At 43.1% G+C, this 24,473-nt stretch carries 23 protein-coding genes and 1 riboswitch; of the genes, 17 read left to right on the forward strand and 6 right to left on the reverse strand.

All coding sequences use genetic code 11. The features are described from left to right. The first annotated feature begins 18 nt into the window (after nucleotides 1-18). The 6 genes from FD724_RS41675 to FD724_RS03680 all read left to right on the forward strand — a co-directional run bounded on the left by FD724_RS41675 (nucleotide 19) and on the right by FD724_RS03680 (nucleotide 8,432). Nucleotides 19-678 carry an aldehyde dehydrogenase family protein gene (locus FD724_RS41675; protein WP_306297093.1) on the forward strand — a complete coding sequence of 220 codons (660 nt, stop codon included), beginning with the start codon at nucleotides 19-21 and terminating at the stop codon, nucleotides 676-678. After that, the gene (locus FD724_RS41680; RefSeq protein WP_306297094.1) at nucleotides 630-1,196 is read left to right on the forward strand and encodes an aldehyde dehydrogenase family protein; all 567 of its coding nucleotides are present in this window, start codon (nucleotides 630-632) and stop codon (nucleotides 1,194-1,196) included. The genes FD724_RS41675 and FD724_RS41680 overlap by 49 nt, the downstream gene beginning before the upstream one ends. A gap of 137 nt (nucleotides 1,197-1,333) precedes the next feature. Then, on the forward strand, nucleotides 1,334-2,551 hold the full coding sequence (locus tag FD724_RS03665) for a transporter substrate-binding domain-containing protein (protein WP_179071613.1): 1,218 nt from the start codon (nucleotides 1,334-1,336) through the stop codon (nucleotides 2,549-2,551). Between the two features lie 707 nt (nucleotides 2,552-3,258). Beyond that, the gene (locus tag FD724_RS03670; protein WP_179071614.1) at nucleotides 3,259-4,578 is read left to right on the forward strand and encodes an MFS transporter; all 1,320 of its coding nucleotides are present in this window, start codon (nucleotides 3,259-3,261) and stop codon (nucleotides 4,576-4,578) included. Between the two features lie 546 nt (nucleotides 4,579-5,124). Next, entirely contained in the window at nucleotides 5,125-6,942 is a 1,818-nt protein-coding gene (locus tag FD724_RS03675) for a vanadium-dependent haloperoxidase (RefSeq protein WP_179071615.1), read from the forward strand. 440 nt (nucleotides 6,943-7,382) lie between these two features. Next, the gene (locus tag FD724_RS03680) at nucleotides 7,383-8,432 is read left to right on the forward strand and encodes a cyanophycinase (RefSeq protein WP_175586902.1); all 1,050 of its coding nucleotides are present in this window, start codon (nucleotides 7,383-7,385) and stop codon (nucleotides 8,430-8,432) included. A gap of 124 nt (nucleotides 8,433-8,556) precedes the next feature. On the opposite strand, the gene FD724_RS03685 is transcribed toward FD724_RS03680, so the two are convergent. Further along, a complete protein-coding gene (locus FD724_RS03685; protein WP_179071616.1) occupies nucleotides 8,557-8,721 on the reverse strand; it encodes a hypothetical protein in 165 nt (54 codons plus the stop codon). Between the two features lie 356 nt (nucleotides 8,722-9,077). Here FD724_RS03685 and FD724_RS03690 point away from each other — a divergent pair, with 356 nt between their 5' ends. Continuing rightward, complete coding sequence (locus FD724_RS03690) at nucleotides 9,078-10,034, forward strand: aldo/keto reductase (RefSeq protein WP_179071617.1); 957 nt, start codon at nucleotides 9,078-9,080, stop codon at nucleotides 10,032-10,034. Here FD724_RS03690 and FD724_RS03695 read toward each other — a convergent pair. From FD724_RS03695 to bcp, 3 genes are all read right to left on the reverse strand, one after another. Then, nucleotides 9,982-11,190 (reverse strand): cysteine desulfurase family protein, encoded by a 1,209-nt coding sequence (locus FD724_RS03695; RefSeq protein WP_179071618.1) that lies wholly within the window; start codon nucleotides 11,188-11,190, stop codon nucleotides 9,982-9,984. The genes FD724_RS03690 and FD724_RS03695 overlap by 53 nt on opposite strands. 5 nt (nucleotides 11,191-11,195) lie before the next feature. Continuing rightward, the gene (locus tag FD724_RS03700; RefSeq protein ID WP_179071619.1) at nucleotides 11,196-11,822 is read right to left on the reverse strand and encodes a type I restriction endonuclease; all 627 of its coding nucleotides are present in this window, start codon (nucleotides 11,820-11,822) and stop codon (nucleotides 11,196-11,198) included. Nucleotides 11,823-12,179: 357 nt separating this feature from the next. After that, nucleotides 12,180-12,659 (reverse strand): thioredoxin-dependent thiol peroxidase, encoded by a 480-nt coding sequence (gene bcp, locus FD724_RS03705; protein ID WP_179071620.1) that lies wholly within the window; start codon nucleotides 12,657-12,659, stop codon nucleotides 12,180-12,182. A 107-nt stretch (nucleotides 12,660-12,766) separates the two neighbouring features. On the opposite strand from bcp, the gene FD724_RS03710 reads away from it, so the two are divergent. The 10 genes from FD724_RS03710 to arsH all read left to right on the forward strand — a co-directional run bounded on the left by FD724_RS03710 (nucleotide 12,767) and on the right by arsH (nucleotide 21,811). Beyond that, nucleotides 12,767-13,672, forward strand: a complete 906-nt coding sequence (locus tag FD724_RS03710; RefSeq protein ID WP_179075399.1) for an FAD-binding domain-containing protein — start codon at nucleotides 12,767-12,769, stop codon at nucleotides 13,670-13,672. Between the two features lie 210 nt (nucleotides 13,673-13,882). Then, the gene (locus FD724_RS03715) at nucleotides 13,883-14,299 is read left to right on the forward strand and encodes a hypothetical protein (RefSeq protein WP_179071621.1); all 417 of its coding nucleotides are present in this window, start codon (nucleotides 13,883-13,885) and stop codon (nucleotides 14,297-14,299) included. A gap of 87 nt (nucleotides 14,300-14,386) precedes the next feature. After that, a riboswitch (cobalamin riboswitch) is annotated at nucleotides 14,387-14,494 on the forward strand. Continuing rightward, nucleotides 14,452-16,059 (forward strand): precorrin-3B synthase, encoded by a 1,608-nt coding sequence (gene cobG / locus FD724_RS03720; RefSeq protein ID WP_179071622.1) that lies wholly within the window; start codon nucleotides 14,452-14,454, stop codon nucleotides 16,057-16,059. It overlaps the preceding riboswitch by 43 nt. 118 nt (nucleotides 16,060-16,177) lie before the next feature. Further along, nucleotides 16,178-16,804 (forward strand): precorrin-8X methylmutase, encoded by a 627-nt coding sequence (locus FD724_RS03725; RefSeq protein ID WP_179071623.1) that lies wholly within the window; start codon nucleotides 16,178-16,180, stop codon nucleotides 16,802-16,804. Then, entirely contained in the window at nucleotides 16,804-17,511 is a 708-nt protein-coding gene (locus FD724_RS03730; RefSeq protein WP_114084811.1) for a precorrin-2 C(20)-methyltransferase, read from the forward strand. The genes FD724_RS03725 and FD724_RS03730 overlap by 1 nt, the downstream gene beginning before the upstream one ends. Before the next feature lie 349 nt (nucleotides 17,512-17,860). Further along, nucleotides 17,861-18,187, forward strand: coding sequence for a helix-turn-helix transcriptional regulator (locus FD724_RS03735; protein ID WP_012412683.1), 327 nt, complete (start codon nucleotides 17,861-17,863; stop codon nucleotides 18,185-18,187). 119 nt (nucleotides 18,188-18,306) lie between these two features. After that, nucleotides 18,307-19,368: a PstS family phosphate ABC transporter substrate-binding protein gene (locus tag FD724_RS03740; protein WP_179071624.1), complete on the forward strand. Its 1,062-nt coding sequence runs from the start codon at nucleotides 18,307-18,309 to the stop codon at nucleotides 19,366-19,368. Nucleotides 19,369-19,439: 71 nt separating this feature from the next. Further along, complete coding sequence (gene arsB, locus FD724_RS03745) at nucleotides 19,440-20,501, forward strand: ACR3 family arsenite efflux transporter (RefSeq protein WP_179075400.1); 1,062 nt, start codon at nucleotides 19,440-19,442, stop codon at nucleotides 20,499-20,501. A 36-nt stretch (nucleotides 20,502-20,537) separates the two neighbouring features. Then, entirely contained in the window at nucleotides 20,538-20,951 is a 414-nt protein-coding gene (gene arsC, locus FD724_RS03750) for an arsenate reductase, glutathione/glutaredoxin type (RefSeq protein WP_179071625.1), read from the forward strand. 194 nt (nucleotides 20,952-21,145) lie between these two features. Next, the gene (gene arsH / locus FD724_RS03755) at nucleotides 21,146-21,811 is read left to right on the forward strand and encodes an arsenical resistance protein ArsH (RefSeq protein WP_179071626.1); all 666 of its coding nucleotides are present in this window, start codon (nucleotides 21,146-21,148) and stop codon (nucleotides 21,809-21,811) included. A gap of 71 nt (nucleotides 21,812-21,882) precedes the next feature. Here the strand turns inward: arsH and FD724_RS03760 are convergent, their stop codons facing one another. Further along, nucleotides 21,883-22,569, reverse strand: coding sequence for a PHP domain-containing protein (locus FD724_RS03760; protein ID WP_114084817.1), 687 nt, complete (start codon nucleotides 22,567-22,569; stop codon nucleotides 21,883-21,885). Between the two features lie 698 nt (nucleotides 22,570-23,267). Continuing rightward, nucleotides 23,268-24,404, reverse strand: a complete 1,137-nt coding sequence (locus FD724_RS03765) for an AIR synthase related protein (protein WP_179071627.1) — start codon at nucleotides 24,402-24,404, stop codon at nucleotides 23,268-23,270. Nucleotides 24,405-24,473: the final 69 nt, after the last annotated feature.

Raw genomic sequence — 24,473 nt, forward strand, 5'->3', positions numbered from 1 at the left:
CCAACTACAGGTGAGGTAATCTGTGAAGTCTCAGAAGCAGATGCCCCAGATGTAGATAAAGCAGTACAAGCAGCCCGCAACGCTTTCATTAATGGAGAATGGAGAAAGATATCTGCCGCCCGTCGCGGCGAGTTACTTTACAAGTTAGCTGATTTAATTGAGCAGAATATCGATGAGTTGGCGCGGCTAGAAACTCTCGACAACGGTAAGCCATTACAAGATTCATTCGGTGACTTGAGTTTAGTCATTGCCTGCTACCGTTACTATGCAGGTTGGGCTGACAAAGTACAAGGTAAAACTATTCCGATTAACGGGCCATACTTCTGCTACACTCGCCATGAACCTGTGGGTGTCGTTGGTCAAATTATCCCGTGGAATTTTCCCCTGTTAATGCAGGCTTGGAAGTTAGCACCAGCTTTAGCAACTGGTAATACAGTAGTTCTCAAAACAGCAGAACAAACACCATTATCAGCGCTGCGGGTAGGCGAGTTGATTATTGAGGCTGGTTTTCCGCCTGGTGTGGTGAACATCTTATCAGGATACGGCCCAACCGCCGGGGCTGCGTCTACGCAGGTTCCCACGATGCCATATTCTTTAACCAAGGGCAATGCTGCTGTGCTGGTTCGCGGCTGTTTGTCGAAGAAAAATGTTATGACGAGTTCGTTGCTAGAACTGTAGAAAGAGCAAGAGCGCGGGTTGTCGGTAATCCTTTCGATGCCAAAACAGAACAAGGGCCGCAGGTAGACAAAGACCAATTCGATCGGGTAATGAGCTATATCGAATCTGGAATGCGCGAAGGGGCCGAGATGCTATGTGGTGGTAATCAAGTTGGCGACAAAGGTTATTTTATTGCACCCACAGTCTTTGCTGGTGTCCGCGATGACATGAAGATTGCCCAAGAGGAAATTTTTGGGCCAGTGATGAGCATCATCAAGTTCAAAGATATTGATGAAGTCATTCAACGGGCGAATGCCACCATGTACGGACTCGCCGCCGCAGTGTGGACTCAGGATATCACCAAAGCCCATGCGATCGCTAACAATCTCCGGGCTGGTACTGTATGGGTAAATTGCTACGACGTATTTGATGCTGCTGCACCCTTTGGTGGATTTAAGCAATCTGGTATTGGGCGAGAACTAGGCGAATATGGCTTGCAGCAATATACCGAAGTTAAGACCGTTACCATCAAATTGTAGTACGACTTGAATTTAGCTTTAGCCATATTCATCCCCCTAAATTTAAAAAAATCTGTTTTAGGGGGATCATGAATGTGATATTTAATCTGGGGTGGGCATCATAAATATGCTTTGCATACAACCTCAAGATAATTCTGATGATAAATGCGATCGCTACTAAATTTCGCCAACTTATAACTGGAAGAAAAAGCCCGACAGGTTATTTTGACAGACATAACCACAAAAACAAAACTAGGCGTTCCATAGCGCTGTATACCTGCATAGGATTAGTAAGTGCAATTTTGGCATTGTTGTTAATCGCATCCCCAGGACTGGCCCAAAAACCGGAACCCCAACAATCCCTAAAACTCCAACAACCGTTATTAGTAGCTACACGAGTTATACCGCCCTTTGTGTTATCAAACAAAGGTGAGCTATCAGGATTCAGTATCGATCTCTGGCGCAGCATCGCTACCCAAATAGGTATAGAGTCTAAATTTATTGAATATTCCAGTGTGCCAGAAGTGATTTCTGCTATTAAGGACAACAAAGTCAACTTGGGAATTGCAGCTATCTCTATTACAGCCGAACGCGAGCAAAATTTTGATTTCTCATTACCCATTTTTGCTGGTGGGCTGCAAATTATGGTACGCAACCTAGAGAGTAAAAACAGTGCTTTTCCAAATATTTTGCAATTATTTTTCTCTACTAGCCTCTTGCAGGTAATAGGCATTGCCCTAGTGCTAATTGTTGTAGCAGCCCACATTATTTGGCTATCCGAGCGCAATCACAAAGAAGGGATGATTTCTCAATCATACTTTCCTGGCATTTTTAAAGCTTGTTGGTGGGCAGCAGCCACATTAGCGACTCAAGCCGATGAAATGCCCAAGGGAGTGCTGGGACGTTTAATAGCTATAGTCTGGATGTTCATCGGAGTCCTTTTTGTCGCCTACTTTACAGCCAGTGCGACTACTTCATTAACTGTGCAGCAACTTCAGGGCGATATCAGGAGTATAAACGATTTACCCGGTAAGGTAGTGGCTACAACTGCGGGAAGCACAGCGGCGACATTCTTGCGAGAACATCATATTTCAGTTTTAGAAGTCCCCAAAATTGAGGAAGCTTACAATGCTCTGCAAACAAAAAAAGCTGATGCTGTGGTGTTTGATGCACCTGTACTCCTCTTTTATGCTGCCAATGAAGGCAAAGGGAAGGTAGAGATTGTTGGCAGTATCTTACGTGAAGAAAGCTACGGAATCATTCTGCCTAATAACAGTCCCTACCGCAAACCAATTAATCAGGCTCTGCTGAATCTTAAAGAAAATGGCACTTATCAATCGCTATATGATAAGTGGTTCGATCCTAAAAATTCTTAAACTTTGCTAAAAAATTAGATTTATCGCGACTAGGACATGTTTTCAAAGTCTTAGATCCCCTCAAACCCCCCGATAAATTGGGGGGCAAAAACCTCTCAAAGACAAACATACAATGATTTTAAGTAACGCAATGTGCAACTTATTTTTAGAACCCCTCTCCAAACCTCTCCCCCACAGGGAGAGAGGCTTTGATTCTTGCTCCCCTTCCCTTGTAGGGAAGGGGTTGGGGGTTAGGTTTGAGAGAAAGTTGCACACGGCGTTAAGTATATTTAATGTAAGACAATACCGATAATATACCTATGCATACTAGATACTAGTATTATCTAATACGGCAGTATTGACTATACCTCTATTTTTTTGCTTCAATACTAAGCATACAAAATTTATGTCTTGCTAACATTAAGCTTTTCTAATATTATTTTAGGGCTGGTGATATGTAAGTCTGCTATTCGTCAAAAATAGGGCTTACGCAAAATACCCTGCGGGTACTCCGTTGGAGAACTCGTAGAGTAGCCGCTCTGCTCCTAGATGAATTGCCATTACCAAAGAATGAGGGTTTTGACTATTGTTTGCGTAAGTTTTAAAAAAATTACAAAACGTTTGTAGTGAGCGATAAATGACTAAATTTCAAAGCCTTTAGCCCTGGCTACAAACCACTAGTTCATATTTGCAATTGAAGTCTATTTTGACAAAATAGGGAAACAATCATGCTACCAAGTAATAGAGGAAACTTCAAAAAAAACAAATTCAAATTTGTTGATTTTGAAATTCCACCTGCGCTTAAATCTGTCAATTTTTCTTGTTTTGTTATCGGAGAAAGTTTATCTTTTTTTGGGTCTTGGATGACTCAAATTGCTTTGGTATGGCTAGTTTATCAATTAACTAATTCGGCTGTATTAGTTGGTGTAGCTGGATTTACAAATCAAGCTATGGGTTTGATTATTACTCCTTTGGTAGGAGTATTGCTAGATCGCTGGAATTTACGATATGTTCTACTAGCTACTCAGTTAGTATCAATTTTGCTATCTTCTACCCTGACCTTTCTAACTCTTAGCAACAACATCAATGTTGCATGGATTATTGTTGTTGGCACACTTCAGGGAATAGTAAAAGCTTTCGATTTACCAGCACGACAGGTAATTATTCCCAGACTTTTGGAGCAAAAATCAGATACTTATAGTGCGATGGCTTCGCATTCATTCTTGATTAATACAGCAAAGTTTGTTAGTCCCATGATCGGAGGTTTTCTTATTGCTCGATCTAGTGCAGCTTCTTGTTTTTTAGTAGATAGTATTAGCTATTTACCCTTTATATCTGCAATTTTAACTATCAAGGTAAACCCAATTATAAATAATTCATCAACTCAAAAACCCCAAATTTGGAAAAATCTCAAAGAAGGCTTTGTTTATGCATACGATTTTTTACCAATTAAATATTTATTGATCTTACAAATTGTTATTTGCTTTATGGGGATGACCCATGTGAATTTAATCCCGATTTTTGCTCAAGAAGTTTTGAAGGGGAATGCTGAAACTATGGGTTTTTTGATGACAGCTTCGGCTCTTGGTTCTATAGTTTCAGGTATTTATCTCATCTCCAGAAAAAATATCATCGGATTGGGAAGAGTTATAGCAAATTCTGCCGCAATTCTCGGTTTAGGTTTAATCGTATTTTCTCAATCAACAAATTTAGAGGTTTGTCTAGTATTTATGTTTGTTATAGGTATGAATAATACTCTCACTCTGGCTTCTCTTAATAACTTTATGCAATCCATTCTTCTTGATGAAGATAAAAGAGGTAGAGTAACCAGCATCTTTACAACTGGTTTTTTAGGAATCCTGCCTTTTGGCAATTTATTTTTTGGAGTATTAGCAGGTCATCTTGGTGTTACCAATGCTTTATTATTTGGCGGGATTTGTTGCATTTTAGGAGCATATTTATTTAGTAGACAACTACCGAAAATAAGAAAGGTTTTGTATCCAATTTATGCAGAGTTGGGCTTACTTCCACAGTCAAATAAAGGCTAAATGTAGTTTTGATAGCAGCGATCGCTTCTGATACTTGATCATAAACCCACCGCGTCACGTTTCTCCTCAGCCTCCTGCGCGAAAGACAACACTGTGCGTGCGTTCCTATAAGGCTTTCACGCTATTGCTAAATTTCTTGTAAAAACTCTTGATTTTCATTACCGATTGTGAGAAAGTCTGATTTAACATCCATAAAGTACTGCAAGTCGATAGATTTATCGTATTTTAGTGGTTTAACTAGAAGTAAACGGTGGTTTTAGCTGTGCTTTAACCCCGAAAAGATGCTATCAGACTGATTACAAATACAGAAGTATAACAGCCATCTGATGAAGGCATCATACCAGGACTGAATGTCTATATGACTTTCAGGAGAATCATCTTCTATGCAAATTACCTTCCAGTAGAGTAACCACAGATTTCATCCCAAATCTGGTGTAATTGCCCTGCTTCTCTGGAGTTGGGTGTCTTATGTATGGCTAGTTGTTCTAGCTTTCAGATGCTCATGTATTCACTCATGACTATATTTTTGCCAGTGGAGAACATCTCATGCAAGTAGATCCTAATTCTCATCAAGGTTCCGAGCAAGATACTCACGCTAATAGCGAAAGAGAGAAACTGAAACAACCCCGTGTAAATAGCAAACGTTTTTTTGGTAGTCACGCCAGCAGACGCTCGTTTCTCGGCCGCGCTGGTTTATTTAGTGCTGCTAGCGTCGTTGCAGGAGTTTTCGGTTCACCTTTCTCCTCAAAGAAAGGAGGAGATGTTGTACAAGCTCAAGATATTAACAGGCGGTATAATCGACCATTCGACTACAACAGTTTTGTTGATAAAGCCTATCGAGTCCGTGTTGAAGCAGCCAGAGTTGAACGAAGTATTCCCATTCCGCCGCATCCGACTAACGGCGATGAGGAGCGTTATGCCAACAAAATCGGCTCTGACAGTAGGGGATTACCACACAATGGACTTGGCGAAGTTAAGTTGGAAGCTTACAACTCTTTGACCAAAGCACTGACAACCCAAAATCCAAATGATTACGAAAATATCATCTTGGGTGGCGGCAGAAAGCTGGTCAATCCTCAAGGCCCCCTGGCAATTAGTCTAGAAGGAATTAATGCAGCGCAGATAGCAGTGCCACCACCACCGGCTCTAGCTAGTGCAGAACGCGCTGCTGAAGCAGTTGAACTCTACTGGCAAGCTTTACTCCGAGATGTACCTCTTTCCAAGCTCCAAAACAACACTGACAACCCAAAAGTTTTGGCAGCCGTTGAAGACCTCAACAACCTTTCAGCCTTCCGAGGGCCAAAACAAAATGGCCGTGTCACCCCTCAGACTCTATTTCGCGGTAGCGTCAACTACGTCAATATTTACACTTCAGGTATAACTACAAAATATGTTATTCCACCAGGGGTACTAGATGGCCCTTACATCTCACAATTTTTGTTGCGGACTATTCCTTGGGGAACTCAGTCTGTTTCGCCATTGATTCGTACTGCTCTTCCTGGTAATGATTTTCTACTCGATTTTCAGGAATGGTTGACTATTCAAAATGGAGGTAGTTCTGGGAAGTCTATTAAATACGACCCCAAAAACCGTTACATAGCTACAGTTCGGGATTTAGGTGAGTATGCCCATATTGGCGGCCCTACATACCTTGGAGCCTCTTTGATTCTTGGTAGCATCGGTACACCTTTGAATCCGGGCAATCCCTACGTCAGATCGAATACCCAAATTGGTTCTAATGCAACCTTTGCAGCAGGACATTTACAAGCTTTGCTTAACTTGGGTAGTTCACGTGTGATTAGAGCGTCATACTGGCAGAAGTATTATTTACACCGCATTCTGCGCCCAGAAGCTTACGGTGGGCTAGTTTACAACAACATTGTCAATAAAATCCAATATCCGATTAATTCTGAGGTCTTTAATTCCAAAGCTTTGGCTCAGACCTTTAGCACCTTCGGCACTTATCTATTGCCCCAAGCATATCCAGAAGGATCGCCAACCCATTCCTCGTATACGGGTGGTGCAGCTGCTAATGCTGGCGTTAATGTCACACTATTGAAAGCATTTTTTGATGAAAACTTTGTTATCCCCGATCCAGTAGTGCCCGATCCCAACGATCCCACCAAAGTAATTCCTTATAGTGGCCCACCCCTAACTGTGGGTGGAGAGTTGAATAAACTGGCAACTAACTATGCAATTGGTCGCGGTCACGGTGGTATTCATTGGCGTTCGGATGGTTCAGCTAGTTTGGCTTTGGGAGAAGAGGTTGCTATTAGCCTTCTCAGGGATGAGAGACTGGGTTACAACGAAATATTCAATGGTTTCACCTTCACAAAATTTGACGGTTCAAAAGTCACAGTTTAAACAGATTTTCGGTATTTAGTGATTTCAAAACTTTTGTAGAGACGCGAAATTGCACTGGGCTAAGTTAATGTACCGTAATGCTTTCGCGTCTCTATACCAAGATTCATCTATCTAATCAGTAACGCCTGATTTTTATCACAAATGTTAAATTTAATACGCAGTAACTTACTTAGGATAGAGAATCAATAATTACTCTGGGTTATGGCGTTAAAAAACAGTACAAGCCCTGTACGCTGGAAATTCTACCCTCTCTAGTGCCAGAGTTAAGCTAGTACGCGTCTAAATTGCACATTTTTTCGTTAAAACTGTCATTTGTCATTAGTTATTGACAAAAGACAATTGATAAATGACTAATGACAAAGGACGAATTTCACGAATAAATAAGCAATTAAAGTGCGTAACAGCCTAGCAATAATTGCAGTTTGCTCCAGACGCTTAGTATGACAAAGGCATTCCCAAGCATAGCAAGGCGCTTGAAAAGTACAGGAATCAAGTTGTTGAAGATGGGAACCTTCCTAATAACCCGTTTTATTGCAAGCTGGAAACGCTACTTTCTGGGTGACACTGTTGATGTCCGCCCCTCCACGTCTCCTTCCTCTGATGTCCGCCCCACCTTAGCTGGCCCAGTCCTCAGCTTAGGTGGGGGTGGCCCCGATGTTGATGATGCTATTCAGTGGATGATTAACCAAGTTAGGGGAGGTACTAACACCGCAACCAAGGTTAATGTTGTAGTTCTCCGCACGAATGGTAATCACGATTACAATCGGCTAATTTCTGCCATGAAGGGCGTAAACTCTGTGGAAACTCTTCTGATTCGCAATAGACAAGAAGCAAACAAAGTTGAAATTTATGAAAAAGTCAGAAATGCTGATGTGATTTTTTTTGCTGGCGGCGACCAATGCCAGTACATCCGCAATTGGAAAGATACCAAGCTTGAGGCTGCCGTTAAGTCAGTTTACCTGAAGGGAGGTGGTGTTGGTGGCACTAGTGCGGGTGCGATGATCCAAAGTGATTGTGTCTATGATGCTTGCGCTTCTTCAGAAAAAGGCATTGAAACTAGAGACGCTCTTGAAGATCCTTACCGGGATATCACCTTTACCTACAACTTTTTCAATTGGAGTAATTTAAAAGGAACTATCGTAGATACGCACTTCGATAGGCGGGAAAGAATGGGCCGAATTATGGCTTTCATTGCTCGTCAAATTAAGGATGGTGTATCTAGCAGTGTTTTAGGTATAGCGGTTAGCGAAAGTACATCAGTTCTTGTGGATAAAAACGGTTTGGTGAAAGTTATGGGTAGGGGAGCAGCGTACTTTGTACTTGGTAATCACATACCGGAAGTATGCGAACCCCGAACGCCTTTGACCTTTTCTAATTACAAAATTTGGAGAGTTCGCAGTGGCGACACCTTTAACTTAAGAAACAGACCAACCTCTGGGTACTATCTCAGGAGTGTCAAAAGGGGACGAATTGATTCAAATCCATATTGAGGCAGGGAGCAGGGGGCAGGGGGCAAGGGGCAGAGGGACAAGGGGGAATTCTTGAACAAGTCTCTCTCTTGTCTCCCTTGTCTCTTCTTCATGTTCAATTCCCAATGCCCAATTCTCAATGCCCCTACCAAGGAAGCACGCCATTTTCGTCAAAAAGCCCTCCGCTAAAACCATTTCCCGTAGCGATCGCTCCTTGCTCAACGGTGCGGTATCCTTGGTATTGATTAATGTCAGTTGCTGTGAAACCAGGGTCAGCAGCATTGACTTTAATCAGGGTATCTTTAAGCAAATTTAGTATATATATAGTGTGTGTAGTGGCATGGCAAGACTAAAATAATAGTGCATTAAACGTAGGTTGGGTGAAGCGAAGCGCAACCCAACATATATAAGAATGTTGGGTTACGCAAAGCCTCCACCCAACCTACAATTTTTTTGCTGACAACTTTTACTATATTTAAGCAAGTTTAGTGTATATGTAATATGCGTAGTATCTATCAACACAACATTTAGAATTTAGTAATCCTACAGAAGTAGTGATTGACTGTCGTGTATCTACTAGTAGTGATTCACACCGCAGATAGCGGTTGAGAAAATATTTGCGGCTTACACTAGCAATTGACTCAAAAATAATTGAATAGGATAGATATGCAAACTAAACAACTTGGCAATTCGGAGCTTCACATTACCCCGATTGGCTTTGGTGCTTGGGCAATTGGTGGAGGTGGCTGGGCTTTTGGTTGGGGAGCGCAGGACGATCAAGAATCAATTGAAGCGATCGCTCGCGCTCTCGATCTCGGCGTTAATTGGATTGACACCGCAGCTATTTATGGTCTGGGACATTCTGAGGAAGTTGTTGCTAAGGCGCTCAAAGGTCGATCTAGTCGCCCCTATATTTTCACTAAATGCTCAATGATTTGGGATGAAAAGGGCGAAATTGGTCGCAGCCTGAAGGCGGATTCTGTGCGGCGGGAAGTTGAAGCTAGTTTGCGCCGACTCGATATTGAAACCATTGACCTCTATCAAATCCACTGGCCTAACCCTGCTACAGAAATTGAAGAAGGCTGGACGACTCTTGCCAAGCTTAAGGATGAAGGGAAGGTTCGCTATATCGGAGTTTCAAACTTCAATGTCGAACAGTTGAAGCGTATCCAGAAGATTGCACCAGTTACCTCATTACAACCGCCTTATTCATTGGTTAAGCGCGATGTCGAAAACGAGACTCTGCCTTTTTGTAAGGAAAATAACATCGGTGTGATTGTGTATTCACCCATGCAATCTGGCTTGCTTACAGGAAAGATGACATCTGAGCGGATTGCCAATTTACCAGATGATGATTGGCGTAAGAACAGTGATGAGTTTAAGGAGCCACGTCTATCTCGTAACCTGAAGTTAGTCGAGGTGTTGCAGCACATTGGTAAGGAACACGATCGCTCCGCCGGTGAAGTAGCGATCGCTTGGACTTTAAACAATCCGGCGGTGACGGCTGCGATCGTTGGCGCACGCAATCCTAAGCAGGTGGAAGGAATCATCGCTGCTGGAGAATTTCGCCTCAATCAGCAGGAGCTAGATCAAATTGCTGCTTTCCTTGGCGAGAATCCATAGAAGCAGGCTGGCGTAAACTTTGAATAGTAGCGATCGCATGTTTGGCGACAATATCAATTTCCTCTTGGGTATTAAACCGTCCAATGCCAAACCGCACAGAGGCATAAGCTAGCTGTTGGGGATTTCCCAGTGCTGTCAGAACACTGGAGGGTGAAGTATTTGCCGAGGAGCAAGCAGATCCCGAAGAAACCGCCATTACTGGCTGCAATCCTAGCAAAAGTGCGGCTCCATCCACCCCCTCAACACTGATATTCAAGTTTCCCGCTAATCGCTGTTGAGGGTGGCCGTTGAGATGAATTCCTTCAAGTTGGGAAAGCTGTGACCACAAGCTTTGTCTTAACTGGGTGAGGCGTTGGTTTTCTGTCACTTGTTCTGCTAAAGCGATTTCTACAGCTTTCCCAAAGCCGACAATTTGCGGTGTATACAATGTCCCAGAACGCATCCCCCGTTCATGCCCGCCGCCGTGCTGCTGGGGAGCCAGTTGCACTCTGGGATCGCGTCTGCGGACGTACAGCGCCCCAATCCCCTTTGGCCCAAATACTTTGTGTGCGGTTAGCGACATCAAATCAATTTTCATCGCTTGCACATTTAGGGGAATTTTACCAATAGCTTGGGCTGCATCGGTGTGGAAAATGATGTTGTAAGCATGGCATAGTTCTCCAATTTCTGCTATTGGCTGTAAAACGCCAATTTCGTTATTTGCAGCCATCACCGATACCAAAATTGTCTCAGGACGGAAAGCCTTTTGTAACTCAGTTAAATCAATCAATCCATCTTTTTTAACTGGGAGAATAGTAATTTCAAAACCGAGAGTTTTTAAATAATTACAAGGGTCAAGAACTGCATTATGTTCAGTGGCAACAGTAATAATATGCTGACCTTTTTTAAAATAAGCTTCGGCAACACCTTTAATAGCTAAATTATTAGCTTCTGTTGCGCCACTTGTAAAAACAATTTCTTCGGGAGTGGCATTAATTGCTGCTGCTAAAATCTCTCGTGTTTGTTTGACAGCAGCTTCTGATTCCCAACCATAAACATGACCAATACTAGATGCGTTGCCAAACTTTTCTGTGAAGTAAGGGATCATTGCCGCTAATACCCGTTCATCTACGGGTGTAGTAGCGTGGCAATCAAGGTATATAGGGCGAATAGACATAATTATTAACTCAAACTTTGACTCAAATTTTTTAATATGCTTAGAACCTGATACAGTTCACTTTCTCGTTTCAAAAGTGTAAATTGGTCAGATATAGCATACTTTGCCTGATTTCCTGTAGTAAGTTTCAGGAAAATAAACTCACTCCCATTTGTTACTAATCCAAAAGCAGGTTTGTCTTGACTAGGATTAGACAGCATATAAACAAGTGCTTGAGGTACAGCTTCTAAAAGAGAAAAACTAGACCTTTTCGATTCAATTACTAACAACCAGAATTGTTCTTGAATAATTAAAACATCAATTCTACCTCTTATAATTTCTCCTTCATCTTCCGCAGAAATTTCTATTGATTGCTCGCCTCTTATATAAAAAGGCTCGTCATAAAATCCAGCTAAATTGAGTAAAGGAGATAAAACTACTAATTTTACCGTTTCTTCTGACAAAGGAGGATACTTGACTAAACGGAGGAAATGAAGTTTTACTCTGTCTAAATCTTGCTTTTCTAAATCTGTAATTTCCGGTAAATTTTCAAACCATTCTGTGAAGAATGCCTCATCTTCGGCTAGCTGTAGACTAAATTTTTTCTCCAAATAAGCAAGCCCAATATTTTGTGCTTGGATAAATTGAACCATAATTTATGCAACTTTATATTCTATCAAACAAAACTAGGTTTTGTTTTGCATAACGTTAACAATTCTTGCTCTGATACCGATTCTGTATGAAGATGCGCTAAACCATATTTAGGTATAAGAAAGAAAAACGAACCGCATAGACGCGGAGCGGCTTCCCGCAGGGTAGGACGCAAAGGACACAAAGAAAGAAGAAGTTAAAAGGGTTTGGAGCAACCTCACAAAGAAATGGCATGAATAAACTCTTTGACTTGAATCATAGACAACACAAGACCATTTTTTGGCAAACTTACACGCAAATAGCCATAGTTCCTCACTTATTGAAGTTTTGCTGACATTTATTAAGACTCACTGAGAATTTTACGTGGCTGCTAATTCCTGTAATTTAGTTAAAACTGCCTGAGCATGACCTTTGGCTTTTACGTTCGGCCAAGTATAGGCAATAATTTTATCAGGTGAAATGAGAAAAGTTGAACGAGCAACACCCATATATTCTTTTCCCATAAATTTTTTTAAGCGCCAAGCACCGTAGGCTTCTGTCAAAATATGTTCTGGGTCACTCAAGAGGGTGATTGACAAGTTATGTTTGCTGATAAATTTACAATGGGATTTACCCAAATCTGGACTCACGCCTAAGATTTTCGCTCCCAGTTCGCCGAAGTCTTGATACAACTCGGTGAAATCTTTCGCTTCAGTGGTACAACCGGGTGTGTCATCTTTGGGGTAGAAGTAGAGGATAACCCACTGACTGCTGAGGTCGTCAAGAGTGACTGAATTGCCATTTTGGTCAGGAGTAGAGAAATCTGGCGCTGGTTGTCCGATTTGGGGAATGTTGGTCATGATGGGTGTGAGAGATTGCAATCGTTTTAGAATTGTACATAACGTTGAGCTATTGAGCGATGCCTGTGGCGGGCTACGCCTACGCACCCATTCATAATTTGCTTACAATGTCTAAAGATATGCAACGCGAATTTACCAACCGCGATGAGTTGGTAGCCTATCTCCGCGAACAATTCCCAGATGCGGCACAGCGCGATGACCACATCAGTGAAACAGTGGGGGGACGCAAAGCAGCACAAGACGCGCTGCAAAAAATCGACCCAGTACGTTACGCGCAAACACGTAATTTTTTCACAGGTGCGGTGACGCGACTTTCGCCTTATATTCGTTATGGCGTTTTGAGTTTGCGAGAAATTCGAGATTATGTCCTTGAACGGGTACAGCAAAAAAACGATGCTACGAAACTAATTAATGAGTTAGGTTGGCGCGACTATTGGCAACGGTTGTATGTGAAGTTAGGGGATGAAATCTGGAAAGACCAGGAAGAGTACAAAACTGGTTACGCTGTGGCTGAATATTTACCCGAATTGCCGCAAGATATCAGACAAGGAACCACCGGCAGGGTTTGCATCGACAGTTTTAGCCATGATTTAAAAGAAACTGGCTATCTACATAACCACGCCCGAATGTGGCTAGCGGCTTACATTGTCCATTGGCGGCGTATTGGTTGGCAAGCAGGAGCCAAGTGGTTTCTTGAACACCTTTTAGATGGAGATCCTGCTAGCAATAATATGTCATGGCAGTGGGTTGCCAGCACCTTTAGTCAGAAACCGTATTTTTTCAATCGTGAGAACTTAGAACGCTACACTGAAGGCGTTTATTGCCAGAAATGTCCGCTTTACGGTCATTGTGATTTTGAAGGCAGCTATGAAGAATTAGAACAGCGACTTTTTCCCAAAGGAGAATTTACCAAACAAGCCAATAGCCAAAGTTGGCAGCGTGATAAAAAAGGTAAGGGGAGCAGGGGGAGTAGGGGAGGACAAGGGGGACAAGCCTGGATTTCTCACAAGTGAGAAATGAGCGTGAGTGTGGGGGGTGTGGGGGGTGTGGGGAGAAAGAGGAGGAATTGAATAACTGCACATCAATGAACGCTGCATTGCCTCCCACACCTCCCACACCTCCCACACTCCCCACCCGAACCACACAATACGTGAGAAATTCGGGACAAGGGGGACAAGGAAGAAAATAATAACTCTTGACAAATGACAAATAACAAATGACAAATGACTAAACCAATCGTTTGGGTGCATGGAGACTGCCTCAGTCCATACAACCCCGGACTACAAAAATACCCCGATGCCCCAGCTATCTGGGTTTGGGACGAGGCTTTGATAGATGAATGGCAACTGAGTCTTAAACGCCTCACGTTTATTTACGAATGCTTGCTAGAGTTACCCATTGTTATTCGTCGTGGCGATGTGGGACAAGAAATTTTAGCTTTTGCGAAAGAACATGATGCCAATTTAGTCGTCACAGCCAACAGTCCCAGTCCCCGGTTTGATGATATCTGCAATCAAATAGAGGGTTCTATAGCAGTGGAAACGCTAGAGGTCGAACCATTATTTGACTATGATGGATATATTGACCTAAAGCGGTTCTCGCGCTATTGGAAAGTGGCTCAAAATTATGTTTTTGAATAGCCAAATTAGCGATCGCTTTTTCTACCAACAGACACAAGATTTTGCGATCGCAACTCCAACTATTAAATTTTCTGACTACCTTCTCGTGCTAAATTATTAAGGCTTGGTGTTGGGAAACTCCGGTGAAATTCCGGGACTGTGCCGCAGCTGTGATGGGATCACCCAAGTCAGAATGCCAACTCTCAAGATGTCACACTCACCGTCTACTCCCTGCGTTGCACGGGGAAGGAGTTCCAAGTTTGCTTTCTGGATTTGCCACTTGTCCTGGCTTGTTTTATGCTACACCCGCCGCCGATGGTATATTATCTCGCATTAGAATACCAGGTGGAATTATTAGTAGTCAGCAGTGCCGTGCGATCGCAGATATAGCAGACCAGCATGGTGGTGGCTATGTTGATGTCACGAATCGAGCTAACCTACAAGTCCGCGAAATTCGCACGGGGATAAATAGTGAGGTTTTGCAGCATCTACAGGATATGGGATTGGGTTCTCGCAATTCTGTTGTAGACCATATCCGTAATATTATGACCAGCCCAACTGCTGGTATTGACCCGCAAGAATTAATCGACACCCGCCCTTTTGTGCAAGATTGGGATAATTATATTGCTGCACATCCGGCGCTTTCGGGACTCTCGGCAAAATTTAGCGTTTGCTTTGATGGTGGTGGAATTATTCGGGTGTGCGATCGCTTGAATGATATCCTATTTGCTGCTGTCTTAGTTGACGGTAATGTTTACTTCCGCCTCTATCTCAGTGTCGGGGCAAAGGGTCAACCGCCTAGCGATACGGGGATTTTGTTAACACCAGAGCAATGTTTACCCGTTTTAGCAGCTTTAACAGAGGTCTATCTAGCTCATAGTAATACTACAAGTAAGCGTCGGCTACGTCTCTTAGAGTTATTGAATACTTTGGGTTGTGAAAATTATCTGCAAGAAGTTCAGCAGCGTCTACCTTTTTCTCTTTTATGCAGTGACCTAACCCCCCAACCCCCTTCCCTGGTAGGGAAGGGGGAGAAATTCTCCCCTCTCCTTGTAGGAGAGGGGTTAGGGGAGAGGTCAGATGCTAAATATCAGCATATTGGCATCCATCCCCAACGTCAGCAAGGCTTATTTTACATTGGTGCGGTGTTACCTCTTGGACGGTTGGAGAGTAAGCAGATGAGGGGTTTAGCAGATTTAGCAGCAAAATATGGTAGCGGCACTCTTCGGTTAACCCCCTGGCAAAATTTGCTGCTAACAGATATTCCTCAGCAATGGGTTGGTGATGTCCAAAGTGAAATTGCTTTCTTAGGATTAGATACCTCAGCAACTAACATCAAGAGTTCATTAGTTGCCTGTTCTGGAAAAAAGGGTTGCGCCTCTTCTGCCACGGACACCAAAAGTCATGCGTTGGCATTAGCAGAGTATCTTGAAACTCGCGTTACTCTGGATTGCCCAGTTAATATCCACTTTACTGGCTGCGAAAAATCCTGCGCCCAGCATAGCAAGAGTGATATTACTTTGCTCGGTGTCAGCATTGAGGATGGCAATAGAACTGTAGAAGGCTATCACGTTTATGTTGGTGACAGCGAGCATAAATTTGGACGGGAAATATATCAATATGTGACTTTTGCCGAACTACCTGCATTAATAAAGCGGATGCTAGATGTATATAAAATTCAACGCCTAAATTCTGATGAGTCCTTTGGGGAATTTGCTAATCGATATGTAGAAAAATTGAACCACAGAGGCACAGAGAACACAGAGAAATATAGAGTTTGAGAGGTATTTTGCGTAAATCCTTTAATAAATACTTAGAAATCTGCTTCTCTTCCTCTGTGTTCTCTGCGCCTCTGCGGTTAATTAACAAATCAATCCAAAATCTAAAATCCCAAATCGAATGCCAGACTATATCCGAGATGCCAACGAAATTTACCGTAATTCTTTTGCAATCATCCGGTCAGAAGCAAACCTAGATATGCTGCCACCAGATGTAGCAAAAGTTGCGGTGCGTCTTATTCATGCCTGTGGGATGACGGATATTGTTACTGACTTGGGATATTCACCAACAGCAGTGCAATCCGCAAGAGCAGCGCTAGCAGCAGGAGCGCCAATTTTATGCGATTGCCGGATGGTTGCTGATGGCGTTACTAGGCGACGGTTATCTGCAAACAATCAAGTTATCTGTACCCTCAACGAGCCGGAAGTCCCAGAAATGGCCCAGCGTCTGGGTACTACAAGGTCGGCGGCAGCATTGGAATTATGGCGATCGCATCTGGAAGGATCGGTAATTGCAATTGGTAATGCACCCACAGCACTATTTAGGCTCTTAGAAATGCTCGACGAGGGAGCTAAAAAACCTGCGATTATCTTAGGCTTTCCAGTGGGATTTGTTGGTGCAGCCGAATCGAAAGCGGCGCTGGCAGCAGATAGCAGGAATGTACCATTTTTAACATTACATGGTCGGCGCGGTGGAAGTGCGATCGCAGCAGCCGCAGTTAACGCCCTGGCAACGGAGGAAGAATAATGAGCAAAATCAAAGGTCGTCTCTATGGAATTGGTGTAGGCCCCGGCGATCCCGAATTATTGACTCTGAAAGCATTGCGGCTATTACGTGCGGCTCCTGTGGTAGCTTATCAATCAGCCACAGATAAAGAAAGTGTCGCTAGAGCGATCGTGGCGCAATATCTTCCTGGCAATCAAATCGAGGTGTTGTTTCATCTCCCCCGCGCTTTGGAACCAGAAAAGGCCAAGTCTATTTATGACAAAGAAATTCAACCAATCGCCGACCATTTAGCAGCCGGTCGGGATGTGGTGGTGTTATGCGAGGGCGATCCATTTTTCTATGGTTCCTTCATGTACGTTTTCACACGATTATCTGAAGAGTACCCAACAGAAGTTATCCCCGGAGTTTCCTCGCTGATGGCTTGTCCGGTAGCTTTGGGTGTACCTTTCACTTACTACACTGATATTCTCACAGTCTTACCCGCCCCATTACCAGCAGAAGAACTGACTACACATTTGTTGATGACTGATGCAGCAGCAATTATGAAGCTAGGTCGTCACTTTACCAAAGTACGGGATATCCTGCATAAATTAGGGCTAGCATCACGGGCAAGATATATTGAGCGGGCATCAACATCACAGCAACGCATCATACCCTTGGATGAAGTCGATCCAGATAAAGTACCCTATTTCTCAATGATTGTGATCCCAACTAAGAATCGACTATAAGGGATTTCCAAAAAATAAATTATCCAAATAAACTAACCACAGAGACGCAGAGAACACAGAGTGAAGAGAAATAGAGAGAATTTTGCTATCGACTTTGGGATATTTTTTATTTAGAAGTCCCTAAACCAAAAATCAATACAGTCTTAGGAGTGCAATGCTTTGCGCCCCTACCGCGTGGTCTATTTCCCTGAAAATAGCTGTAAGTAGTTAAAATTTACCGAAGAATCAAAAGCAGCTTGTACACAGACAGCATAATGACCAACAAGTAGACATCATTTACGATGCAATGATGCCAATTGCTTTGCGATGATTTAGACTTTACCATAAATAAATACTTCAAAAAAAATTGATGGCTCCTAATAGCACCTTCACTCCTGATGCGATCGCTGCTGGCTTTCATGCCCTATCCGATCCCTTACGAATTCAGGTCTTAGAACTCTTACGCTCTCAAGAACTATGCGTGTGCGACCTGTGTGACCACCTAGGAACCACTCAGTCTAAACTGTCTTTTCACCTCAAAACCCTGAAAGAAGCGGGTTTGGTTCGCGCTCGTCAAGAAGGGCGCTGGATTTACTACAGCCTCAATCTGCCGCAGTTTGTTGCCCTAGAACAGTATCTAGCAGAATTCCGCCGCTTTAGCCCAATATTACCTATTCGTCCCCCCTGCGAGACTTAAAAATCCATCAATTTTTTTTGTAATGTTTTGTTTCCTTATGGCTATCTACGGATTGACAAATCAATTTTTTTTGAAATGATATAGATATACACTTGATATAACTCACAGGGCTGGGGTCAATGAACACAGCAGCAAAGGAATTGGCTCTCGCACTCGGAATGTTGGCTTTGACGACCAGTTGCACAGCAGCATCCAACACATCTACTCAAACTCAGCAGTCACCTGCTGTAACTGAGGTAAGAGATTCTGGTAATGCAACAGCAACAATTAAAATTGATGGTTCCAGCACGGTCTATCCCATTACACAGGCGATCGCCAAACAGTATCAAGTTGACCCAAAGAATCGGGTGCAAGTTGCAGTTAACATTTCTGGTACTACTGGCGGATTTGAAAAATTCTGTGCTGGAGAAACAGATATTAGCAACGCTTCCCGACCGATTTTGAAGGCAGAGATGGAAGCTTGCAAAAAAAATGGTGTGGCATATATGGAATTTCCCATTGCTTTTGATGCGCTTACCGTCGCCGTCAATCCGCAAAACAATTGGGCAAAAGACATCACAGTAACAGAATTGAAAAAGATTTGGGAACCGGAGTCCCAAGGGAAAATTACTCGCTGGAACCAAGTACGTGCATCTTGGCCAGATCGCCCAATAAATTTGTATGGTGCTGGGAAGAAGTCTGGTACTTTTGACTACTTTACAGAAGCGACTGTAGGTAAAGCTAGAGTCAGTCGTAATGACTACACAGCAAGTGAAAATGATCAAGTATTGGTGGATGGCATCAGCAAAGATCCAAACGCTTTGGGTTACTTTGGCTATGCCTATTATGAAAAACACCAAGATAAGTTAAAAGCGCTGGCAATTGATAGCGGCAAAGGTGCAGTACTGCCATCACGTCAAACTGTAGAGAAAGTTCAGTATCAGCCCCTTGCTCGACCTTTGTTTATCTACGTTAATTTTCGGGATAACCAAAACAAAGCCTTAGTAAACAAATTTGTAGAATTTTACATTGATAAAGCACCAACAACAGCTAGTGCTGTGGGCTATATTCCTTTACCAGATGATAGCAAACACCTCAATTACGTTCACTTGTATCAAGGCAAAGTGGGAACAGTATTTGAAGGAAAAGCAGAGATGAACCTGACAATTGGGGAGTTGTTACGGAAGGAAGGACAGTTTTAGGTATGGACAATCATCCAAACCAAACAACTTGTTCATTATGAAACTTTGAATGTAGCTGTATGAACCCTATGATGAACAAAAAAACTGCCAAACGCCTCTCTTTTATTGACCGTTTCCTAACCTTGTGGATTTTTTTAGCAATGGCGATCGGTGTTGCCCTTGGCTATTTCTTTCCTGGAGTAGAAGCCTTTATCAACCAGTTCCAGGTGGGAGCGACCAATATACCGATCGCCATCGGGTTAATTCTGATGATGTATCCGCCCTTAGCCAAGGTGCGGTATGAAGAATTAGGGGATGTATTTCGCAACAGAAAAATTCTTGGTGTTTCACTAATTCAAAATTGGATTATTGGGCCAATTTTGATGTTTGCTCTGGCGGCTATCTTCTTACACAGTTATCCAGAATACATGACGGGATTAATTCTGATTGGATTAGCCCGTTGTATTGCAATGGTAGTTGTGTGGAGTGACTTAGCACGAGGCAATACAGAGTATACGGCTGGATTGGTTGCCTTCAACAGCATATTTCAAGTTATCTTTTATAGTCCTTATGCCTGGTTTTTCATCACTGTATTACCGCCACTATTTGGATTACAAGGTAGTGTTGTGAATGTCAGCATTGCCGAGATTGCTGAAAGTGTATTTATCTATCTTGGCATTCCCTTTTTAGCTGGATTTTTCACTCGTTTCTTCTTAGTAAAGGTGAAAAGTAAGCAGTGGTATCATGAGGAATTTGTGCCTAAAATCAGCCCGATCACGCTGATTGCTCTGTTATTTACAATCGTCGTTATGTTCAGCTTGAAAGGGAATTTGATTGTTCAGATCCCCTTAGATGTAGTGAAGATTGCAATTCCGTTGATTGTCTACTTCATCATCATGTTTATGGTCAGCTTTTACATGGCTTGGCGCGTTAAGACGGACTATTCTAGAGCCGCAAGTGTAGCATTTACATCGGCAGGAAATAACTTTGAATTAGCGATCGCAGTTGCGATCGCAGTATTCGGCATTAATTCGGGTGTTGCTTTTGCTGCCGTCGTTGGGCCTCTGGTGGAAGTGCCTGTATTGATTGGTCTTGTTAATGTTGCTTTTTGGTTTGAAAAACGTTATTTCACAACACCGGAATCGAGAGCCTGATAAGTTTAGTCCACAATTATTCCCAGGAGTTGAACTATGAAACGTGTGATGTTCGTCTGCAAAAAGAATTCTGCCCGTTCTCAAATGGCGGAAGGCTTTGCTAAAACCCTTGGTAAGGGAAAAATTGAAGTGATTAGCTCTGGATTAGAAGCAAGTCAGGTCAGACCAGAAGCGATCGCCACCATGAAAGAAATTGGTATCGACATTACCGATCAACACTCCAAACCCCTGAGTGATTTCCAAGCACAAGACTTTGATGTAGTGATTTCTTTGTGTGGCTGTGGCGTGAATTTACCGCCAGAGTGGGTTATGCAGGAAGTATTTGAAGATTGGCAGTTAGACGATCCAGCAGAACAACCAGAAATTTTTCCGAGAGTCCGCGATGAGATTAAAGAACGGGTGACTAAATTGATTGAGTCTGTGAATAAAGAAATTACACCTGCTCAATAAGCTAAAAAACATCTAATTTGCATAATCGAATTAAATATAACTCTTGTGGGGTGGGCATCCTGCCCGCCCAGTATATGCAATTTAAATGTAGAACAAGCTTAAAGATTGCAACTTCTTCATCTCTCCGTGTCCTCTGCGCCTCTGTGGTTCCTTTTATTGGATACTTATTTTTTGGAAATTCCTAAGCAATTACCATGACGACATTTGACCATCCGCCCAGAATTTTGTTTTTGTATGGCTCCTTGCGTGAGCGTTCCTATAGCCGTCTCTTAGCAGAAGAAGCAGCACGCATCATTGAAGAATTTGGGGCAGAAGTGAAGTTTTTCGATCCACGCGAACTGCCAATATATGGTAGCGTACCTGACACCCACCCAAAGGTGCAGGAGTTACGTGAATTAAGCCTGTGGTCAGAAGGGCAGGTATGGTCTAGCCCAGAACTGCACGGTCAGATTTCTGGCATAATGAAAAATCAAATCGACTGGATTCCGCTTAGTATCGGAGCCGTTCGCCCGACTCAAGGCAGAACTTTGGCTGTGATGCAAGTAAGCGGTGGATCGCAGTCTTTCAATGCTGTTAACACATTAAGAATTCTTGGACGCTGGATGCGGATGTTCACGATCCCCAATCAATCCTCAGTGGCTAAAGCATATCAAGAGTTTAATGAAGACGGCACAATGAAAGATTCACCCTACCGCGATCGCGTTGTAGATGTAATGGAAGAACTTTACAAGTTTTCCTTGGTATTGCGTGACAAAGTTGATTATCTCACAGACCGCTATAGTGAACGTAAAGAAAAAGCTGCCAAAGAGACAATTAAGATAGCTTCTCAATCTCTTGAAATTAACTCTAAAATCAATTAACTATTGGACATCCAAAAAAAGATAACCTCCTGGCAGATTGAACCAGGAGATGTGAAAAAATTGATTCATCTTTACAAGCGTTGTAACAGGCTCAAACCGTGAGTGTCAGTACCACAGGTATTGAAAAGAAAGTATTCATCAGCCAACTTTTGCACTTGTTCGGATTCCAATACGCTGGGTTTCCAAGGGTTAGGGTTATTGTAGGCGTAGAAAGTTTCCACACCATCGATACCCTTTTGGGATGCAGCTGGAATTAAGTCAAAATGCGATCGCTTATAACGCGCTGGATGAGCCAGAACTGCTAATCCTCCAGCTTGATGAATAGCGGCAATCACGTTACTTGCCTGATATTCTTGGCCTGTAGTCGGCCTTCTTTGCAGATAGGGTTTCATGCTAGGGTGTTCTGGAGCAAAAGCGTAAGCCAAAATGTGAACTTCTATATCCAGAAGGTTTGCATTGATTTCTACGCCACTCCACAGGTAAGGAGTTGTTGCACCAGGATTACTCCACTTCCAATCTTCTAACCAAGCAAGGGCCGCTTGATAGCCCATAATGCCATGATGGTCAGTGATCGCCAATCCTTTTAGTCCAATAGCGATCGCCTGCTCCATCAATCCACTCGGCTGCAACCTGCCATCTGAGTGGACAGTGTGCATGTGAAAGTTGAATAACCTTGGACAACTGTATGCATCAATGTTCTGGAATACTTGCTTCAAAAGTTCTGCCGAAGCAGTAGTCCGGGCCAAATTTACAGCCATAACCCCCTCTGAATAAAAATATATATCCTTAACACACTAAAACGCCCTATTTACAGATGAGAAATTTCCAACACTGTAAATTAGTGTATTGGTGGCTACTTTCTCAGCTTTTCCAGCAAATTTTTCAATATGTTAAGACTACGTTAGCAAATCTTAACCTCAGTAGTCATGGGTAGTTTGAACTACTTTAGATGTAAGTAGTAAAAAATAGTGCATATAAAGTTTTATAAATACGCCTATACTATTTATGCTAAATAGCTTGTCTTTAAAGGCTTAGGAGAATAATTTTCTCAAATCAATCTGAGATTTAAATATATATCACGTGTAAAAAAAATATAAATCCCAGTAATTATACTAACTTTTATCGAAACAGAATTCAGGAGTCAGGAGCCAGAATTCAGAATGAATTTTGTGTGACTGGCGGATAGCGGAGCGTAAAGCCTTCGGCATGGCTTCGCTTAGAGCGAGTCATCGAGCGTCTGAATCAAGGGGTTTAAGACCCCTACTGATAGCGCAGCGTTAGCGAGTCCGCGAGCGTCTTGATTCTGACTCCTGAATTCTGAATTCTTCTTCAATTCATCTAGGAATGACTTCAGTGTAGGCAAAGCCAGCCGCAGGCATCGCATGAGTGGAGTTTATAATTAGCTTTCCAAAAACTAGCGATGTCTACGACGGGCTATGCCTACGCTTGCGGCTAATTATACTCCCCGCGCAATTCCAAAAGAATCTCCCTTCAACGTTACCCCAAGCGGTTCTACTACCACCTCGCGGCTAAGGGACGCTTCAACCCTGCCGGCAATCACAGCTGTTAGCTGATGTTCTCTTGCGAGGATGACAATCCTTTCTGCATCCTGCTCAGATTCCGTATAGAATGCAAATCCGGCTCCGTAATTGAACACGGAAAGCATCGTCTCTGCCCCGCCCTCAAGATGACCCTCGACAAAAGTAAATATCTCCGGCACTGGGAGCATTGTTTCGATGACGTACCGAAGTGGCTTCACCGACCGCATCAGCTTCTGCCAACCATGACCGGTGATATTCTCCATCGCAGTGGGGCGAATTCCTTCACTAAGCACCGCCTGTACAAGTGGCGTGTAGAGATACGACGCAGCATTCATCGCTTCCCAAAACTCCTGCCCACTCGGAAGTTTTGTTCTATAGCCATCAGGAAGAGACTCAGTGAGCTTTCGCAATGGGGTAAACCCGTTCTCATGGGGGCCAGAACTCTCAACAAGAACAATAGTATTTCCGGCATCCAGACGTGAGCTATCAATAGGAGCGACACCAGGCGGCATTACGCCAAAAACCGAACCTGCAATGTCGAGTCGGCCTGGAATCATCTTAGTTTTCAATTGAGGAGTTTCCCCTGAGAGATAGACACATCCTACTCGTTTGCACCCCTCAACGACTCCATCCAGAAACCCATCAAGGAAAGCGGGGGTAAAGATTGTTTCAGGAGTACTTGATGGCAGATAAAGACCAAGAAGTAGAGTCTGCATCCCTGATGTTGCCGCGTCGTTTGTCAAACACGAGATCATCTTGATACCGATATTCCACCAAAATCGCCGAAGTTCTTCTTCGGAAAGGTCATCAGGGCGGGTATCGTCTGCCGTTCCTAGTCCTTCAGGGACGAGTGTTAGAGAAAGTTCTGGAGCGCCCGCTTGAATAAATGGAGCGAGGTTGAAGCTGAAAGCGTTAGCACTTGCTCCAAGACCCGACGAGGGGACGGTACCATAGGCACTTGCAAAGGTAAGTGTGCGTTTTGCAGCATCTATGAAGCGTCTTTTTGCGGCATCGAGAGTATCGTAATCGACTTGATCGAGAGCTTGAGCCATCAGGTTGCGTTTTAAGTTAGGAGTGGAGATGCGATTAATAGCGTCTGTGCAAGAGTTAAAAGTTAGGAG

The organism is Nostoc sp. C057 (assembly GCF_013393925.1).
Classification (GTDB): Bacteria; Cyanobacteriota; Cyanobacteriia; order Cyanobacteriales; family Nostocaceae; genus Nostoc; species Nostoc muscorum_A.